The 17738-nt window shown below is 53.2% G+C and carries 17 protein-coding genes and 1 other annotated feature; of the genes, 8 read left to right on the top strand and 9 right to left on the bottom strand.

Annotation, left to right across the window (positions count from 1 at the left end; translation table 11 throughout):
* Positions 1-58: 58 nt before the first annotated feature.
* Genes K5R89_RS15465 through K5R89_RS15450 form a run of 4 tightly spaced genes read left to right on the top strand, consistent with a single transcriptional unit; the run spans position 59 to position 6325 of the window.
* On the top strand, positions 59-889 hold the full coding sequence (locus tag K5R89_RS15465; protein ID WP_023318681.1) for a glycosyltransferase: 831 nt from the start codon (positions 59-61) through the stop codon (positions 887-889).
* 29 nt (positions 890-918) lie between these two features.
* Positions 919-1752 (top strand): ABC transporter permease, encoded by an 834-nt coding sequence (locus K5R89_RS15460; RefSeq protein ID WP_072657389.1) that lies wholly within the window; start codon positions 919-921, stop codon positions 1750-1752.
* A complete protein-coding gene (locus tag K5R89_RS15455; RefSeq protein ID WP_023318679.1) occupies positions 1742-3064 on the top strand; it encodes an ABC transporter ATP-binding protein in 1323 nt (440 codons plus the stop codon). The genes K5R89_RS15460 and K5R89_RS15455 overlap by 11 nt, the downstream gene beginning before the upstream one ends.
* A 3-nt stretch (positions 3065-3067) precedes the next feature.
* Positions 3068-6325 (top strand): hypothetical protein, encoded by a 3258-nt coding sequence (locus tag K5R89_RS15450; RefSeq protein WP_217259298.1) that lies wholly within the window; start codon positions 3068-3070, stop codon positions 6323-6325.
* Positions 6326-6400: 75 nt separating this feature from the next.
* On the opposite strand, the gene hisIE is transcribed toward K5R89_RS15450, so the two are convergent.
* From hisIE to hisL, 9 genes are all read right to left on the bottom strand, one after another.
* Complete coding sequence (gene hisIE, locus K5R89_RS15445) at positions 6401-7000, bottom strand: bifunctional phosphoribosyl-AMP cyclohydrolase/phosphoribosyl-ATP diphosphatase HisIE (RefSeq protein ID WP_110237421.1); 600 nt, start codon at positions 6998-7000, stop codon at positions 6401-6403.
* Positions 6994-7770, bottom strand: a complete 777-nt coding sequence (gene hisF / locus K5R89_RS15440) for an imidazole glycerol phosphate synthase subunit HisF (RefSeq protein ID WP_032453444.1) — start codon at positions 7768-7770, stop codon at positions 6994-6996. The genes hisIE and hisF overlap by 7 nt, the downstream gene beginning before the upstream one ends.
* Complete coding sequence (gene hisA / locus K5R89_RS15435) at positions 7752-8489, bottom strand: 1-(5-phosphoribosyl)-5-[(5-phosphoribosylamino)methylideneamino]imidazole-4-carboxamide isomerase (protein ID WP_004200373.1); 738 nt, start codon at positions 8487-8489, stop codon at positions 7752-7754. Before hisA ends, hisF begins: the two co-directional genes overlap by 19 nt.
* A complete protein-coding gene (hisH, locus tag K5R89_RS15430) occupies positions 8489-9079 on the bottom strand; it encodes an imidazole glycerol phosphate synthase subunit HisH (protein ID WP_002912227.1) in 591 nt (196 codons plus the stop codon). Before hisH ends, hisA begins: the two co-directional genes overlap by 1 nt.
* Positions 9079-10146 (bottom strand): bifunctional histidinol-phosphatase/imidazoleglycerol-phosphate dehydratase HisB, encoded by a 1068-nt coding sequence (hisB, locus tag K5R89_RS15425; protein WP_017899706.1) that lies wholly within the window; start codon positions 10144-10146, stop codon positions 9079-9081. Before hisB ends, hisH begins: the two co-directional genes overlap by 1 nt.
* Entirely contained in the window at positions 10143-11204 is a 1062-nt protein-coding gene (gene hisC, locus K5R89_RS15420; protein ID WP_044524105.1) for a histidinol-phosphate transaminase, read from the bottom strand. The genes hisB and hisC overlap by 4 nt, the downstream gene beginning before the upstream one ends.
* Positions 11201-12505 carry a histidinol dehydrogenase gene (hisD, locus tag K5R89_RS15415; RefSeq protein WP_023290357.1) on the bottom strand — a complete coding sequence of 435 codons (1305 nt, stop codon included), beginning with the start codon at positions 12503-12505 and terminating at the stop codon, positions 11201-11203. Before hisD ends, hisC begins: the two co-directional genes overlap by 4 nt.
* A 39-nt stretch (positions 12506-12544) precedes the next feature.
* Positions 12545-13444, bottom strand: coding sequence for an ATP phosphoribosyltransferase (hisG, locus tag K5R89_RS15410; RefSeq protein ID WP_023290356.1), 900 nt, complete (start codon positions 13442-13444; stop codon positions 12545-12547).
* Positions 13445-13491: 47 nt separating this feature from the next.
* Positions 13492-13614: a sequence feature (His leader region), on the bottom strand.
* On the bottom strand, positions 13590-13640 hold the full coding sequence (gene hisL / locus K5R89_RS15405) for a his operon leader peptide (RefSeq protein WP_004899375.1): 51 nt from the start codon (positions 13638-13640) through the stop codon (positions 13590-13592). (Overlaps the previous feature by 25 nt.)
* Before the next feature lie 176 nt (positions 13641-13816).
* On the opposite strand from hisL, the gene K5R89_RS15400 reads away from it, so the two are divergent.
* From K5R89_RS15400 to plaP, 4 genes are all read left to right on the top strand, one after another.
* Complete coding sequence (locus K5R89_RS15400; RefSeq protein WP_023290355.1) at positions 13817-14641, top strand: SDR family oxidoreductase; 825 nt, start codon at positions 13817-13819, stop codon at positions 14639-14641.
* 38 nt (positions 14642-14679) lie between these two features.
* The gene (locus K5R89_RS15395; RefSeq protein WP_048297860.1) at positions 14680-15570 is read left to right on the top strand and encodes a LysR family transcriptional regulator; all 891 of its coding nucleotides are present in this window, start codon (positions 14680-14682) and stop codon (positions 15568-15570) included.
* A 236-nt stretch (positions 15571-15806) separates the two neighbouring features.
* Positions 15807-15869, top strand: coding sequence for a membrane protein YoeI (gene yoeI, locus K5R89_RS27855; RefSeq protein ID WP_096335043.1), 63 nt, complete (start codon positions 15807-15809; stop codon positions 15867-15869).
* Positions 15859-17217 carry an APC family permease gene (plaP, locus tag K5R89_RS15385; protein ID WP_217259297.1) on the top strand — a complete coding sequence of 453 codons (1359 nt, stop codon included), beginning with the start codon at positions 15859-15861 and terminating at the stop codon, positions 17215-17217. Before yoeI ends, plaP begins: the two co-directional genes overlap by 11 nt.
* Positions 17218-17738 lie beyond the last annotated feature (521 nt).

Raw genomic sequence — 17738 nt, 5'->3', positions numbered from 1 at the left:
AAGTTACTATCAAAAATAATAATAATAAATAATTTTTTATCCTAAAGGTAATCGATTAATGAATTATAAAGCAATGAAGCCTAAAGTTATCGCTTCTATTGTATTATTTAATCATTCCTATGATGATATTAAAGATACGTTCCTCTCATTATGCCATGAAGAGAGCGTTGAAAAAATAATCTTCGTTGATAATGGTGGTTGTCAGTGGGCGGCATCATTGAATGAACCTAAGGTGAGCTACATCAAGTCTCCTTACAACTGTGGTTTTGGTGCTGGACATAATCTTGCAATAAAAGCAAGTGCAGACTTTGACGGTTATTTTTTGATATGTAATCCGGATATTAGCTTTGATAAGCAGTCACTTGATAAATTAGTTTCGTTTGCGTGGGAAAATGAGTATAGTTTTGTTTCCCCGCAAATAATATATAGAAATGGTGAGAGACAATATAGTTGCCGTCTACTACCTACTCCCGGTAATCTTTTTTTAAGACGTTTCTTTCCAGTGACTGCAATAAAGTACGATGTTAAATATGAACTGAAAGATGCAGCATATGATGAGATATTTTCCCCACCAACGGTATCTGGCTGTTTCATGTTATTAAGTAATGTATTATTGCAAAAACTTAACGGTTTTGATGAACGATACTTTATGTATCTGGAAGATGTAGATTTATGTCGCCGAGCATTACAGCTAACCAAAATATACTATTATCCTGGAACAACTATTGTCCATGCCTTTAATAAAGGTTCGTATAAAAGCAAATTATTACTTTGGTACCATATTCGCTCCGCAGTTTCCTATTTTAATAAATGGGGATGGTTTCTTGATCGTAAAAGACATGCGTATAATAAGCAAGCCATATATGAAATTCCCAAAAAAATAATTTAAGATTATTTGCCATAAAATACGAGTTTAAAATGAAAAACCCTCATCAAAAACTTTCATCATCACCATTAGCAGTGGTGCGCAGTATTGCCACTCACTGGAGTATTATTCTGCAGATGGCTAAACGTGATGTTGTTGGAAGATATAAAGGTTCTGTGATGGGCCTGCTTTGGTCTTTTTTGAACCCTTTATTTATGTTAACAGTATATACTTTTGTCTTCTCCGTGGTATTCAAAGCCAGATGGTCAACTGGTGGGGACGAAAGTAGGACACAGTTTGCTATAATTTTATTTGTCGGAATGATAGTTCATGGTTTTTTAAGTGAAGTGGTAAATAAAGCACCGTTGATTATTTTGGGAAATACAAACTATGTGAAGAAAGTTATATTTCCATTGGAAACGCTGCCTGTTATCTCTTTATTTGCGGCATTATTTCATACTTGTATCAGCCTTTGTGTGTTACTGATGGCGTTTTTCATTTTTAATGGATATTTACATTGGACCATAGTGTTTTTACCTTTGGTCTTTTTCCCTTTAATTATTTTTTGCCTTGGCATTTCGTGGATCTTAGCATCACTTGGCGTATTCCTAAGAGATGTAAGTCAAACTACGGTAATCATTACTACAGTATTAATGTTTTTATCACCGGTATTCTTCCCAATAAGCGCCTTGCCTGAAAAGTATCATATCTGGATCATGCTCAATCCATTAACCTTTATTATTGAACAAGCCCGAACGGTCCTTATTTGGGGTGGTATGCCTAATTTTATCGGTCTGTTTTTATATTCTTTGGGTGCCTTAGTCATAGCCTGGATGGGTTTTGCCTTCTTCCAGAAAACCAGGAAGGGATTTGCTGATGTCCTCTAATGAAATTGCCATTCAGGTTACAAACCTGAGTAAATGTTATCAGATATATGCGCGTCCAACTGATCGTCTAAAACAGTTTTTTGTGCCGAAACTTCAACAGGTGGTCCGCAGAGAACGAAACTGCTATTTTCGTGAGTTTTGGGCCCTCGATGACGTTTCCTTCAGTATCAAAAAAGGGGAAACGGTAGGTATTATTGGACGAAATGGTGCCGGGAAGTCGACTTTGCTGCAGATTATCTGCGGCACACTAACCCCCTCCGCTGGAGATGTACGTGTTAATGGGCGTATTGCTGCATTACTTGAATTAGGTGCTGGGTTCAACCCGGAGTTTACCGGTCGTGAGAACGTTTATTTAAATGGTTCGGTATTAGGTTTAACCAAAGAGCAGATTGCGGCTAAGTTTGCTGAAATTGAAGAATTTGCAGATATCGGCCAGTTCATTGATCAACCCGTAAAAACATACTCTAGCGGTATGTATGTCCGTTTAGCCTTTGCCGTTCAAGCATGTGTTGAACCGGAAATTTTGATTGTTGATGAGGCGTTAGCTGTTGGCGATATTGGCTTCCAGTATAAATGCTATAAACGGATGGAAGCATTACGTGCGAAAGGTGTAACCATCATTATGGTAACTCATTCAACAGGCAGCATCCTTGAGTATGCTGATCGCTGCCTGGTGATGGAACACGGAAAACTAATCGGTGATACCAATGATGTTCTCGCTGCAGTTCTGGCCTATGAGAAAGGGATGATCCTGGCCAACGATAAACCAGAGCCTACAAAACTTGCAGAGAACCGCTCTTCTGAAACTTGCAGTTTGGAAGACCTCAAAAGCATTCAGTTACATACTGCTAATGAAGAAATTGGGGAAAAACGTTTTGGTACTGCGCGTGCTATTATTAAAAATCTTACCATCTACAAATCAGATGGTACGACTTTGACAGAGAAACCACTCATCAAATCAGGTGAAGAAGTTACATTTGATTTCACCATATTAGCTACCGAAGAGATTAAGGATGTTGCTCTTGGCCTTTCCATATCCAAAGCTCAGGGAGGGGATATTTGGGGAGATAGTAATATTGGCGCAGGTTCGCCAATTACACTTCGTCCAGGTAGTCAGCGTATCGTTTATAAAGCAACGCTGCCTATAAATTCGGGCGATTACCTAATACACTGCGGCCTCGCTATGGTTGGCAACGGTGCTCGAGAGGAACTTGATCAACGTCGCCCGATGATGAAAATAAAGTTTTGGTCGGCCAGAGAGCTAGGCGGGGTCATTCATGCTCCGTTAAAAATCATTACAAATGGAGAGTAAAACATGTTTGCTGTTTTTCTTCCTCCTTATCCGTTCAGAGGGGTGAAGGCCCCTTATTTATGGCTTTTTTTAAAGTATTTGCATTGTTCTAACGAAAAGATACTTTTTATCACAAGTCCTGATTATGTTGAAGTAATAAACGATGAAACACAACATTCCCGTTGGGAGTTTGATGCTGCCTCGATGGCATCTTTAGGATATTCTATTCCTGATGAACAAAGCCTTGCCAGACATGAATATCTGTATCTTGATCATGCTTTGTATGAAACCATGTTGGCTCAACATCATCATGACCCCATAAAATCATTTACCACATTTTTAACCGAATCTATTTCCGAGCTTGAAAATGAGTTATTTTCTTTACTTACAAAGGAAATAATTCAACGTGTTGATGCTTTTGTCTCTATCTGCAACTGTCCATCGCTTGAAAAAGTCGCAAGAGCTTTAAATAAAGAGGTTATACACCTTGAGATCGGGCCATTGCGAGCACCGATGTATCGCAATACAGCATATCTGGATTTCACCGGCGTTAATGGTAATACCGAGGCTCGGGCACGCTATGAATCTTGCCAGACGGAAATTGATATTACGTGCTCAATGAATGATTTGCATCGTTATTTTCTTGAAGCAATCTCATTACCTTCGTCAAGTGAAAACCAAGTTGCTGGGATTGTGTTACAGGTAGAAGACGATTCCAATATCATTGCTTACAGCCATGATTTTACGAATATATCTCTAATTTCTTATGTTCGTCAACAGCATTCTCTCGAGAATATATTAGTTCGGGCGCATCCCGGGAGTTTGTTTCGTTTACGAGATGACATATTTAGCATTGATGCATCGGCAAACAGCCTCGAATTTATTCAAAAATGTCATTCTATTTATACTATTAACTCAAGCGTTGGCTTAGAGGCGCTTTTATGCGAGAAAAAGACTAATATTCTCGGTGATTGTTCCTATGCTTTTGTCGCTGAGGAGGCCTCAGGTCCCACCAGAGTAAATGCCATGGCATTTTATCTGTTTGCTTATCTGGTGCCCTTTGAACTTATATTTAATCTGGAATATTTGCGATTCAGGTTGGACCATCCAGCAGAACTGGATATCGTACGTAAACACCTGCAATTTTATTCTAAAATGCCGGATGAGCGTGAAGAAAACAGCCATACGCTGTCAACATTAATAAACGAAGCGATTTCCAAAGATATCACCATGAGAACCATTTTAGAAAACTCATTAGCCCAGAATAACAAACAACTTGAAGATTTGAAAACGCAGCTTGCTGCCGAGGTTACTGAGCGAGAAAAATTAGCTGCAGCGATTACCAAACTCCAGCAAACGGCAGACTTGGCAGCAAAAGACAGGGATATATTAGTTTCCGCCCTGGCAGTCAAACAAGATGAAGTAGATCGTATGCGCAGAAGTCTGTCGTGGAAGTTAACCATGCCAGTTCGTATGTCTGGTAGGATTTCCCGAGGTGAATTTAGCACTATAAAAGCAATGATGAGGGAATACACGAATTCCGGTAATAATGTTTTTTCTCGCTATATTTTATCGGGTGGACTTCTTTCAAAATCGAAATATAAAACGGCTATTCGTCTTCTATTGTCAGGAAACTGGTCAGGGATGGTTGATGGTTTTAAACGTGTTTTAAGCCGAGCTGCTATCGACTCTTCACCAGCTACGCCATTTGTCGATACTGGAACGGTAAGAATTCTTGCTACTCAGCATACCCTATTCGTTGCACATTTGATTGAAAAGAATCTGCTTGATTGCGGAATTAAGGGCCATGTCAGTACTGCTTATTCCATTGAGCAGGATATGGGGCAGATGCACATTGTAGTTTGTCCGCAAATGTTCAAACAACTGCCCCGTAACTACATTGCTTTCCAGATGGAGCAGTCGGTCAACTCAAGATGGTTTACCGATGAGTATTTTTCTCGTCTTAATAATGCAGTTGCTATTTTTGATTATTCTTTGAAAAATATTGAATATTTACTGGATAAAGGCATTCCGTATCAGAAATTGTTTTATATGCCGATTTCCAGCTTTCCAGATTACCCAGCCCATTTAGCAGATAACGGTTATGTACTGGATGATCAGAAAGGTGATATACACGCAGATGTTCTATTCTATGGCGATCCAAACTGTGAGCGCCGCAAGGCCTATCTTCAGGAATTGAAGAAGCATTTTAATGTCACTGTCGCTTCGGAAGTTTTCGGTGATAAACTCACCAGAATGGTTAAGAATGCGAAAGTCGTCGTCAACATTCATTACTATGAAAATGCGTTGCTTGAAACCACACGTCTATATGAAACGATTTCGCTTGGGACGCCTGTAGTGAGTGAAAGCAGTTCAGATATTGTAGAGCATGAATACCTACAGGATGTGATCGATTTTTGCCCCATCGGTGATATTCCGGCAATGGTCGAGAAAATTCAGAATTTGTTATCTGATAAAGAATATTACAACGAAAGAAAAGAAAAAATTAAGCACTTTACTAATGTAGATAATAAAAATAATTATTATCTGCGACGTTATCTGCTGTCGATTGATAAACTCAATTTTTCACAATACAAAAGTATTTTCTCATTTGAGCAATTTCAAACTGGAGATGTCCCACGCCTTTGTTTATCATTGTCTGAAACACCCGTCCGCCGGAAAGCTTTTTTCGCTAGTCCATCCCATGGATTCCAATTTTTCGAGGGGATCCGTTATCGCATTGGTTGGATTGGTTGTGGCATGAGCTATAAATATATGCTTTCAGGCATGCTGGCCAGTAAGGCGGAAATGGGGATTATCTGTGAAGATGATGTTATTTTCCCGGTTGATTATGATAATAAATTAAATAAAATTATTAACCATCTACAGAGTACTGAGGCTAAATGGCATATTTTTGCTGGCATAATTGCACATCTGCATGAGGACACGAAGGTACTGGATGTTAAGGTCATTGATGGTATTGAGTATATCTACATTGACAAAATGACTAGTATGGTTATGAATATTTATTCTCGCCGTGGTATGGATCTTATTAGCCAGTGGGATGAGAAAAATATTGATGCCGAAACCAATACTATTGACCGCTATGTTGAATCAGCTCAAGATCTGGTCGTCGTGACTACATTACCTTTCCTTGTAGGATACGCAGAAGAGCAACAGTCAACATTATGGGGCTTTGAGAACTCTCAATATACATCGTTAATAAAAGCCAGTGAAAAACTGTTAGCTGAAAAGGTTGCAGAATTTAAAAAGAATCGCTAAAAAATTCGACCTGAAAATATAAAGGCCGGTTGCTGAACTTTTCAGCTTCCGGCCTTTTTTCTTTCATCCTGCAGATTATTTATGCCGACTCTTAAGGTTGGCAATAATATCTTGTAATGAAAGCCCCTGGTCCTGCAGCAGCACCAGCAGGTGATACATCAGGTCCGACGCCTCATTCTTCAGCTCGAAGCGGTCGTTCACCGTGGCGGCCAGCGCGGTCTCCACGCCTTCTTCCCCCACTTTCTGCGCAATACGCTTGGTACCGCTGGCATACAGCTTCGCCGTGTAGGAGCTCTCCGGGTCGGCGTGCTTACGCTCGGCCAGCAGCTGCTCCAGCTGATAGAGGAACAGCCACTGGTGGCCGGCGTCGCCGAAGCAGCTGGTGGTGCCTTTGTGGCAGGTCGGCCCGATCGGATTCACCAGCACCAGCAGCGTATCGTTGTCGCAGTCCGGCGTGATGCTCACTACGTTGAGGACATGGCCCGAGGTTTCACCCTTGGTCCACAGCCGCTGTTTGGTGCGTGAGTAAAAGGTGACCTTGCCGGTGGCTTCGGTTTTCTCCAGCGCCTCCTTGTTCATGTAGCCCAGCATCAGCACTTCGCCGGATACGGCGTGCTGCACGATGGCCGGCATCATGCCGTCCGTTTTTTCCCAGTCCAGCTGTTCAGTCAACATACCCTTATCTCCACGCCCTGTGCCGCCAGGTACGCTTTCAGTTCGCCAATATTAATAATCTGTTTGTGGAATACCGAGGCCGCCAGCGCGCCGTCAACGTTGGCGTCGCGGAAGGCTTCGAGGAAGTGTTCCATGGTGCCCGCGCCGCCGGAGGCGATCAGCGGCACATGGCACACCGCGCGAACCTTCGCCAGCTGCTGCAGATCGTAGCCGTTGCGCACCCCGTCCTGGTTCATCATATTGAGGACGATCTCGCCCGCGCCGCGCTTCTGCACTTCCTCCACCCAGTCGAGGGTTTCCCACTGCGTCACCCGGGTGCGGCTCTCGTCGCCGGTGTACTGATTGACGTGATACTTGCCGGTCTCTGCATCAAACCAGGTATCAATCCCCACCACAATGCACTGCACGCCAAAGCGGTCGGCAAGGCGGGTGATCAGCGTCGGGTCGGCGAGGGCAGGGGAGTTAATCGAGATCTTATCGGCGCCGAAGGAGAGGATCTGCGCCGCGTCTTCCAGCGACTTGATCCCGCCCGCCACGCAGAAAGGAATATCAATCACTTCCGCCACCCGCGACACCCAGCTCTTGTCGACCACCCGGCCGTCGCTGGAGGCGGTGATATCATAGAACACCAGCTCGTCGGCGCCTTCGTCGGCATAGCGCTTGGCCAGCGGGACGATATCGCCGATGATCTCGTGATTACGGAACTGCACGCCTTTCACTACCTGGCCGTCGCGGACGTCGAGGCAGGGGATTATCCGTTTTGCCAGCATTGAATGGCCTCCGTTACGTTGAATTTACCTTCCAGCAGCGCGCGACCGACAATCACGCCGCGCACCCCGGTGCCGCGCAGGGCGGCAATATCATTGAGATCGCCGATGCCGCCGGATGACTGAAACGCCACCTGCGGGTAGCGGGCGCAGACTTCCTCATACAGCGAGACGTTGGAGCCCGCCAGCGTGCCGTCACGGGAGATATCGGTGCACAGCACATGCTGCAGGCCGACCGGCAGATAGCTCTCCACCAGCTCCTCCAGGGTCACGCCGGAGTTCTCCTGCCAGCCGCTGACCGCCACCTGCTTATTGCCGTCGGCGTCGATACGCACGTCGAGCGCCAGCACCAGCCGTTCAGGGCCAAAGCGTTTAAACCAGCCTTTCACTTCCTCCGGGGATTTCACCGCGGTGGAGCCGACCACCACGCGGGCGACGCCGGCTTCAAGCAGGGCCGCGACATCCGCCTCGGTCCGCACGCCGCCGCCGACCTGCACCGGGACGTCAACGCCGGCGACCAGCGATTTCAGCAGTGGGATCTGGCGCTTCGCCGGATCCTTCGCCCCGGTCAGGTCGACCAGGTGCAGGACTTCCGCCCCCTGAGCGGCATAGGACTGCAGGCGCGGCAGCGGATCGCTGCCGTAGTCGCGCTGCTGGCCGTAATCGCCCTGGTGGAGACGAACGACGGTGCCGTCGATTAAATCTAACGCAGGAATAATCATCACATCTCCAGGAAGTTTTTCAGCAGCTGCGCCCCGGCGCTCCCGGAGCGCTCCGGGTGGAACTGCACGCCAAAGAAGTTATCTTTCTGCACCGCGGCGGTAAACGCCTCGCCGTAATTGCACTGGGCGATGGTGTACGGGTTGACCGGCATGGCGTAGCTGTGGACGAAGTAGAAATACGCGCCTTCTTCAATGCCGCGGAACAGACGATCGCCCGCTTTGGCATACACCCGGTTCCAGCCCATGTGCGGCAGCGGCAGGCCGTGGTCGGTCATCTTCGGCACCTCTTCCTCGATAATGCCCAGCAGATCGACGCCGTTGTTCTCTTCGCTGCGCTTGCCGAGCAGCTGCATGCCCAGGCAGATACCCAGCACCGGCTGGGTACAGGCTTTGATCAGGTCGATCAGCTCGCGGTCGCGCAGCTGATCCATCGCCGCCTGGGCGGTGCCGACGCCGGGAAGAAACAGTTTATCGGCACGCAATACCACCTCCGGATCGCGGCTGACCACCGGCTCATAGCCGTGGCGGCCAATCGCCGATTTCACCGAATTGAGGTTGGCGCACCCGGTATCAAGGATCACCACATTCATTACAGCACCCCTTTGGAAGACGGCAGGGCATCGCCCTGGACGCGGATCGCCTGGCGCAGCGTACGGCCAAAGGCTTTGAACAGGCTCTCCACGCGGTGGTGATCGTTCTTGCCCTTGGTTTTCAGGTGCAGCGTCACCGCCATGGTGTAAGAGAGCGAGCGGAAGAAGTGTTCCACCATCTCGGTGCTCAGATCGCCGACGCGCTGGTAGGTGAAGTCCGCCTTATACTCCAGGTGCGGACGGCCGGAGATATCCAGCGCGCAGCGGGCGAGACACTCGTCCATCGGCAGCACGAAGCCGAAGCGGTTGATGCCGCGCTTGTCGCCGAGCGCCAGCTTCAGGGCTTCGCCGAGGGCCAGGCCGGTATCTTCCACCGTGTGGTGATCGTCGATGTACAGATCGCCGCCGACGTTGACCTCCATGCGGAAGCCGCCATGGGTGGCGATTTGGTCGAGCATATGGTCAAAAAAGCCGACGCCGGTGTGGATCTTGCTGCCGCCTTCGCGGTCCAGCCACACTTTCACATCCACCTGGGTCTCTTTGGTGATGCGCTCGACGTGGGCATAGCGGTCGCGGCGGGTCAGCTGCTCGCAGATGGTCGGCCAGTTCAGGGTCTCGCGGTCATAGCGCAGACCGATAATCCCCATGTTATCCGCCAGCTCAAGGTCGGTGGCCCGGTCGCCAATCACGTAGCTGTGGGCTTTATCCAGCACGCCTTCTTCCAGCCACGGCAGTACCAGCTGGGTTTTCGGCTTGCGGCAGGCGCAGTTGTCGCCCGGGAAGTGCGGACAAATCAGCACTTCCTCAAAGTTAACGCCCTGCGAGGCGAAGATCTGCATCATCAGGTTGTGTGGGCCATCAAACGCCTCCTGCGGCAGGCTGTCGGTACCCAGACCGTCCTGGTTGGTGATCATCACCAGCTTATAGCCTTCCTGCTGCAGCTTCAGCAGCGCCGGGATCACCTGCGGCTCGAACGCCAGCTTGTCGAAACGGTCCACCTGGAAATCTACCGGCGGTTCGGAAATCAGGGTGCCGTCACGGTCAATAAAGAGATACTTCTGGGTCATACATTCTCCGCAGTCAAGGCGTCAATCACGCGCTGGCTCTCGGCACGGGTACCGATAGTGATACGCAAACAGCCGCTCAATGAAGGTTGTTTATTCTGGTCACGTAAGATAATGCCCTGATCCCACAAAGATTTAAACACTGCGCTGGAGGCGGTTATCCGCGCCAGGACGTAGTTGGTCTCGGAATCGAAGACCTGCTCCACGCAGGCGATGCCGCGCAGCTGTTCCACCAGGTAGCGGCGCTCGTCGAGGATCTGCGCCACGCGCTGACGCATCGCGGCGATCCCTTCCGCGCTCAGCGCCTGGGCGGCGATATCGGCCACCGGCGTGGAGAGCGGGTACGGCGCGATCACTTTCAGCAGCACGTTAATCACCTCGGCGTTGGCGAGGGTGAAGCCGCAGCGCAGGCCGGCGAGGGCAAAGGCTTTGGACAGCGTGCGCAGCACCACCAGGTGCGGGTAGTCGCTGAGCCAGCCGGCGAGCGTCGCCTGCGGGCAGAATTCAATATAGGCTTCGTCGGCCACCACGATGGCTTTGCCGCGGGTCATCTCCAGCAGGTCGCGCATCGACTGCGGGTCGATAATCTGCCCGGTCGGGTTGTTCGGGCTGCAGACGAAGACCACTTTCACCCCGTCCAGCTTTGCCTCAATGCCCGGCAGGTCGAGCTGCCAGTCGGCCAGCGTCGGCACGGTGCGGCATTCGACGCCGATGGTCTCGGCGCTGACGCTGTACATGCCGTAGGTGGGCGGGCAGTAGAGCACCGCGTCTTCGCCTGGCTCGCAGAAGGCGCGGATCAGCAGCTCAATGCCTTCGTCGGCGCCGCGGCTGACCAGCACCTGCTCCGGTTTAACCCCGGCGTAGCGGGCGTAGTTCTCAATCACCGCCTTCGGCTGCGGCTCCGGATAGCGGTTCATCGTTTGCTCGGTCAGCTGGAAAGCCACGGCGGTCGGGAATTCGTTGGCGTTCAGCCAGACGTCGCCTTTGCCGCCCAGACGGCGAGCGGATTGATACGGGGTCAGCGCACGGACGTTGGCGCGGGCTAAATCTTCAATGCTCATGCTTGCTCCTTCAGGGCGGCAACGCGCAGCGTTACGGCGTTTTTGTGGGCGTCAAGGCGCTCGGCGGCGGCCAGGATCTCAATCGTTGAGGCGAGGGCGGCAAAGCCGTCGCGCGACAGCTCCTGCACGGTCATCCGCTTCTGGAAGTCGGCCAGGCCGAGGCTTGAGCAGGTGGCGGTATAGCCATAGGTCGGCAGAACGTGGTTGGTGCCCGAGGCGTAGTCGCCCGCGGATTCTGGCGACCAGTCGCCAAGGAAAACCGAACCGGCGCTGGTGATGCTGTCCACCAGCTCACGGGCCTGGCGGGTCTGAATGATCAGGTGCTCCGGGCCGTACTGGTTGGAGATAGCCACGCACTGCGCCAGGTCGCGGGCCACGATGATCCGGCTGGCGGAGAGCGCCACGCGGGCGGTTTCGGCGCGAGGCAGGGCGGCCAGCTGGCGCTCCACGGCCTCGGCGACGCGGCTGCCCATCCCGGCGTCCGGGGTCAGGAGGATCACCTGCGAGTCCGGGCCGTGTTCCGCTTGGGACAGCAGGTCAGAGGCGACAAAGTCCGGGTTGGCGCCGCTGTCGGCGATCACCAGCACTTCCGACGGGCCGGCCGGCATGTCGATGGCCGCGCCGTCCAGACGCTGGCTGACCTGGCGTTTGGCTTCCGTGACGTAAGCGTTACCCGGGCCAAAGATTTTATCCACCTTCGGCACCGACTCGGTACCGAGGGCGAGGGCGGCGATGGCCTGCGCGCCGCCGACGTTAAAGATGGTTTTCACGCCGCACAGCTGCGCGGCGTAGAGGATCTCATCGGCGATCGGCGGCGGCGAGCAGAGCACCACCTGCTGACAGCCGGCGATGCGCGCCGGCGTCGCCAGCATCAGCACCGTGGAGAACAGCGGCGCCGAGCCGCCCGGAATATACAGCCCGACGGAGGCGATAGGGCGGGTCACCTGCTGGCAGCGCACCCCCGGCAGCGTTTCGACATCCACCGCCTGCAGCTGTTGCGCGTTGTGGAAGGTCTCGATGTTTTGCACCGCCACCGCCATCGCCTGCTTCAGCTCGTCGCTGAGGCGCTCGCCGGCGGCGGCGATCTCCGCCTCGCTCACCTGCAGCGCGGCGACGGTGGTTTTATCAAACTTCGCGCTGTATTCGCGCAGCGCCGCGTCGCCGTTGGCTTTGACGTTATCGAGGATCGCCGCCACCGTTTTACTGATGCTGTCGGAGGCGGAAATCGCCGGGCGCGTTAAGAGTTGTTGCTGTTGGTCTGCGCTACAGCCGTTCCAGTCGATGATTGTGTTGAAGCTCATGATTGTTTTCCCCTGTGTGTCCCGTGACCGGCTGGCCGATTACTCCATCATCTTCTCAATCGGCAGCACCAGAATGGAGCTGGCGCCCAGCGCCTTCAGTTTTTCCATGGTCTCCCAGAACAGGGTTTCGCTGCTGACCATGTGCATCGCCACGCGCTGCTTGTCGCCCGCCAGCGGCAGAATGGTTGGCCGTTCGGCGCCCGGCAGCAGGGCAACCACTTCTTCCAGACGTTCGGTCGGGGCGTGCATCATGATGTATTTCGACTCGCGGGCCTGGATCACGCCCTGAATACGGGTCAGCAGGCGGTCAATCAGCTGCTGTTTGGCGTCGTCCATTTCGCCGTCGCGCTGGATCAGGCAGGCTTTGGAGCGGTAGATCACTTCCACTTCGCGCAGGCCGTTGGCTTCCAGGGTGGCGCCGGTGGAGACGAGGTCGCAGATGGCGTCGGCGAGGCCGGCGCGCGGCGCCACTTCCACGGAGCCGTTCAGCAGACAGGATTTAAAGGAGATACCTTTTTGATCGAGGTAACGCTTCAGCAGGTGCGGGTAAGAGGTGGCGATACGTTTGCCGTCCAGCGCCGCCGGGCCGTTCCAGGCTTCATCCACCGGGGTCGCCAGCGACAGGCGGCACCCGCCGAAGTCCAGGCGACGCAGGGTGAAATAGCGCGGGTCTTCGCCCTGGGCGCGGCGGCTGAGCAGCTCTTCTTCCAGCACGTTTTCGCCGATAATGCCGAGGTCGACAACACCGTCCATCACCAGGCCCGGGATATCGTCATCACGCACGCGCAGAATGTCGATTGGCATATTTTCCGCCAGCGCAATCAGACGCTGGGTGTGCAAATTGACTTTAATGCCGCAGCGGCTGAGTAATTCGCGTGAATCTTCGCTTAAACGGCCTGATTTCTGAATAGCTATGCGTAAACGGGTGTTGTCTAACATTGTTCTTTTCCTCTGAATACCTGTCTGAATCTGTCCGAATTTGGTCCAAAAAAAAGCCCCCGGAAGTGAATCTTCCGAGGGCTCTCTGCGCGTTCATGCACCACTGGAAGATCCAAATGTCTTCCAGCACACATCGCCTGAAAGACTAGTCAGGATGATGGTGATGATGGTGGTGTTTAAATTGAACGCGGTTCATAAAAATTCTCTGTGAATGACTATGCATTTGATGTCCTTTAACCTAAACCACTTTCGCCGCAGAAAGCAAGGGCTTTTTTCTATCATTAATTCATTTCACATTGAGCGAAGAAATTGTCAGTTGCCGCTGGCTGGCGTAGCCTGTAATCAGCACAGCGAAAGAGTCAGGAGCCTGGGATGAAAAAGGTCGCGATAGTCGGTTTGGGATGGCTGGGGATGCCGCTGGCGCTGTCGTTGACGGCGCGAGGCTGGCAGGTCACCGGCAGTAAAACCACGCAGGATGGCGTGGAGGCGGCGCGGATGTGCGGGATCGACAGCTATCCGCTGCGCCTGGAGCCGCAGCTGGTCTGTGATACCGAGGACCTCGACGCGCTGATGAACGTCGATGCGCTGGTGATCACGCTGCCGGCCCGGCGGACCGGGGCGGGGGAAGGGTTTTATCTGCAGGCGGTGCAGGAGATCGTCGATACCGCGCTGGCGTACCATATTCCGCGGATCGTCTTCACCAGCTCCACCTCGGTGTATGGCAACGCCAACGGTACGGTGAAAGAGAACTCCCCGCGCCTGCCGCAAACCGCCAGCGGGCAGGTGCTCAAGGAGCTGGAGGACTGGCTGCACAATCTGCCGGGGACCTCGGTGGATATTCTGCGCCTGGCCGGGCTGGTGGGGCCGTCCCGCCATCCGGGGCGTTTTTTCGCCGGCAAGTCGGCGCCGGATGGCCAGCACGTGGTCAACCTGGTGCATTTGCAGGATGTGGTGGCCGCCATCGAACTGCTGCTGCAGGCTCCGAAGGGCGGGCACATCTATAATCTATGTGCGCCCCGCCATCCGGCGCGCGGCCTCTTTTATCCGCAGATGGCCCGCGAGCTGGGGCTGCCGCCGCCGGTCTTCAGCGACAGCCCGGACGGCGGCCAGGGCAAGATTGTGGATGGCAATCGTATCTGCAATGAGCTGGGGTTTGAGTACCAGTACCCCGATCCGCTGGTGATGCCGATGGAGTGATCCGCCAGCGGTGATTCGCATACCGTAAGGGGGTAGCGATGAAACCACTGCTGGATGTCCTCGTGATCCTCGACGCGCTGGAAAAAGAGGGGAGCTTTGCCGCGGCGTCGGCAAAGCTCTTTAAAACGCCCTCGGCGCTGAGCTACACCATTCACCGGCTGGAAAGCGATCTCAATATTCAGCTGCTCGACCGCAGCGGCCACCGTGCGCGCTTTACCCCCACCGGACAGATGCTGCTGGAGAAAGGGCGGGAAGTGTTGCACATCGCCCGCGAACTGGAGATCCGGGCGGTTAAGCTGCAGCAGGGGTGGGAACATACCCTCCGCCTGGCGGTGGACAGCACCTTTCCCGTGGCGCAACTCTCGCCGCTGATCGCCGCCTTTTATCAACAGCAGCCGCTCACCCGGCTGCGCTTCACGCTGACCCCCTCGCTGCTGGACTGGCGGCCCTTGACGGAAGGGCAGGCCGATCTCTTGCTGGGGGCGCTCGGCGAGCCGCCGCCGCTGAGCGGCTATGATTATCTTCCCCTTGGCGAGCTGGAGCTGCTGCTGGTGGTCTCCCCGCAGCATCCTCTGGCGGCGCGCCGCGCCCCGTTGAGCTGGCGAACCCTGCGGCGTTACCGCGCGGTGGCCACCGGCGAGGGTGGGGCGCTGTTCGCCGATCAGGAGACCCTGACGGTGTGTGACGCCGCGGGGCAGCTGGCGCTGCTGCGCATGGGGCTGGGGTGGGGTTGCCTGCCGCGTTATCAGGTGCAGGGGCTGCTGGAGAGCGGCGAGCTGGTCAGCCTGGCCGTGCGCGGGCTGTCGCCTCGTCAGCGCGCGTGGATCGCCTGGAATGACGCCGCCTGCGGTTTGGCCGGGAAATGGTGGCGCGAAGCGCTATTAGCAAATAGTGCTATTTTTACAATTTATCATACGGAAATCGTATAGATATTAGCATCTTAAAAATTATGCTCACGCAATGAACTTCATAACATCTTGTCAACGCCGTTGATATTGTTGCAAAATATGCGGCCTGAAAACCAGAGACTAGCCGACGCTTTTTTTAAAGTGTCGGTTATTTTTTTGGTCGAAAGACACATCATTCAATACCAAGAGGCCGGGCTTCGTACCGGATAGATATTTACTAAAAACCGACAGTCGTTGTCGCTGAGGAATAGAAAGAAATGGGGCAATTTTTTGCTTACGCGCTGGCGTTCACCGTAAAAGGGGATAACTATGTCGCATAACGCTACTCCAAATACCTCTCGCGTGGAATTACGTAAAACACTTACGTTAGTTCCGGTTGTAATGATGGGCCTGGCCTATATGCAGCCGATGACGCTGTTCGATACGTTTGGTATCGTCTCTGGTATGACCGACGGTCACGTGCCGACGGCCTACGCCTTTGCGTTAATCGCTATCCTGTTTACTGCCCTGAGCTATGGCAAGCTGGTACGTCGTTACCCGTCCGCCGGCTCGGCGTATACCTATGCGCAGAAATCCATCAGCCCGACCGTTGGCTTTATGGTGGGTTGGTCCTCGCTGCTCGACTACCTGTTCGCGCCGATGATCAACATTCTGCTGGCGAAAATCTATTTTGAAGCGCTGGTGCCTTCGATTCCGTCGTGGGTGTTTGTTATCGCGCTCGTCGCCTTTATGACCGCCTTTAACCTGCGCAGCATTAAATCCGTGGCCAACTTCAACACCGTGATCGTGGTGCTGCAGGTGGTGCTGATTGCCGTTATCCTCGGCATGGTGATTTATGGCGTGTTTGGCGGCGAAGGCGCCGGTACGCTGACCAGCAGCCGTCCGTTCTGGTCCGGTGACGCGCACGTGATCCCGATGATTACCGGGGCGACAATCCTGTGCTTCTCGTTTACCGGCTTCGACGGCATCAGCAACCTGTCTGAAGAGACCAAAGATGCAGAGCGCGTCATTCCGCGCGCGATCTTCCTGACCGCGCTGATCGGCGGCCTGATCTTCATCTTTGCCACCTACTTCCTGCAGCTGTACTTCCCGGATATCTCGCGCTTTAAAGATCCGGATGCGTCACAGCCGGAAATTATGCTCTACGTGGCAGGTAAAGCCTTCCAGGTTGGCGCGCTGATCTTCTCCACCATTACCGTACTGGCGTCCGGTATGGCGGCGCACGCTGGCGTGGCGCGTCTGATGTACGTGATGGGCCGTGACGGCGTGTTCCCGAAAAGCTTCTTCGGCTATGTGCACCCGACCTGGCGCACCCCGGCGATGAACATCATCCTGGTCGGCGCTATCGCCCTGCTGGCGATTAACTTCGACCTGGTGATGGCGACGGCGCTGATTAACTTTGGTGCGCTGGTGGCGTTTACCTTCGTTAACCTGTCGGTGATTTCGCAGTTCTGGATCCGTGAGAAACGCAACAAGACGCTGAAAGACCACTTCCAGTATCTGTTCCTGCCGATGTGCGGCGCCCTGACCGTCGGCGCGCTGTGGGTCAACCTGGAAGAGAGCTCGATGATTCTGGGCCTGATCTGGGCCGGTATCGGTCTGGTCTATCTGGCCTGCGTGACCAAAAGCTTCCGCAACCCGGTGCCGCAGTACGAAGACGTGGCGTAAGGCGTAGCGTGATGTGAATGAGAAAAGCCGGAGGGAAACCTCCGGCTTTTTTTCGTCTGCTGTCTGCGTCTGGGGCTGCTTTTTTGCCCGGCGGCGCTGCGCTTGCGCGGGCCTACGGTGATGGTTAACCTTCTGAAATTAAATGGTTATGTAGGCCGGGTAAGCGAAGCGCCACCCGGCAACATATTGGGCACGGAGCCTGATGTATTGCCTGGCGGCGGTGGAGACTGTTATCGGTTTACCACGTTTTCAGACTCCGTAGGCCGGGTCAGGCGCAGCCGCCACCCGGCAATATGTTGGCCACGGAAACGATGGCCGGACAGTTCCGTCTCCCTTGGGGAGAGGGCCAGGGTGAGGGGAAGCAACGCCGTGTGGTCATTTATGTTATCTGTGGCTTCAGCGCACATTGCGCTCCCGGTTAATTTTCTGCGTTATGTCTCTTACGGCGCAGGGAGCGCACAGGGGGCGGCCAGTCGCCGCCGCCCCCTGTACCCCCGGGCTCCGGCCAGCAAAATCGCCGC

Origin of the sequence: Klebsiella sp. TF21-TM (assembly GCF_019753495.1) — a bacterium.
Classification (GTDB): Bacteria; Pseudomonadota; Gammaproteobacteria; order Enterobacterales; family Enterobacteriaceae; genus Klebsiella; species Klebsiella quasipneumoniae.
Note: the sequence above shows the minus strand (reverse complement) of the source record. Positions and strands in the feature narration are given on the sequence as shown.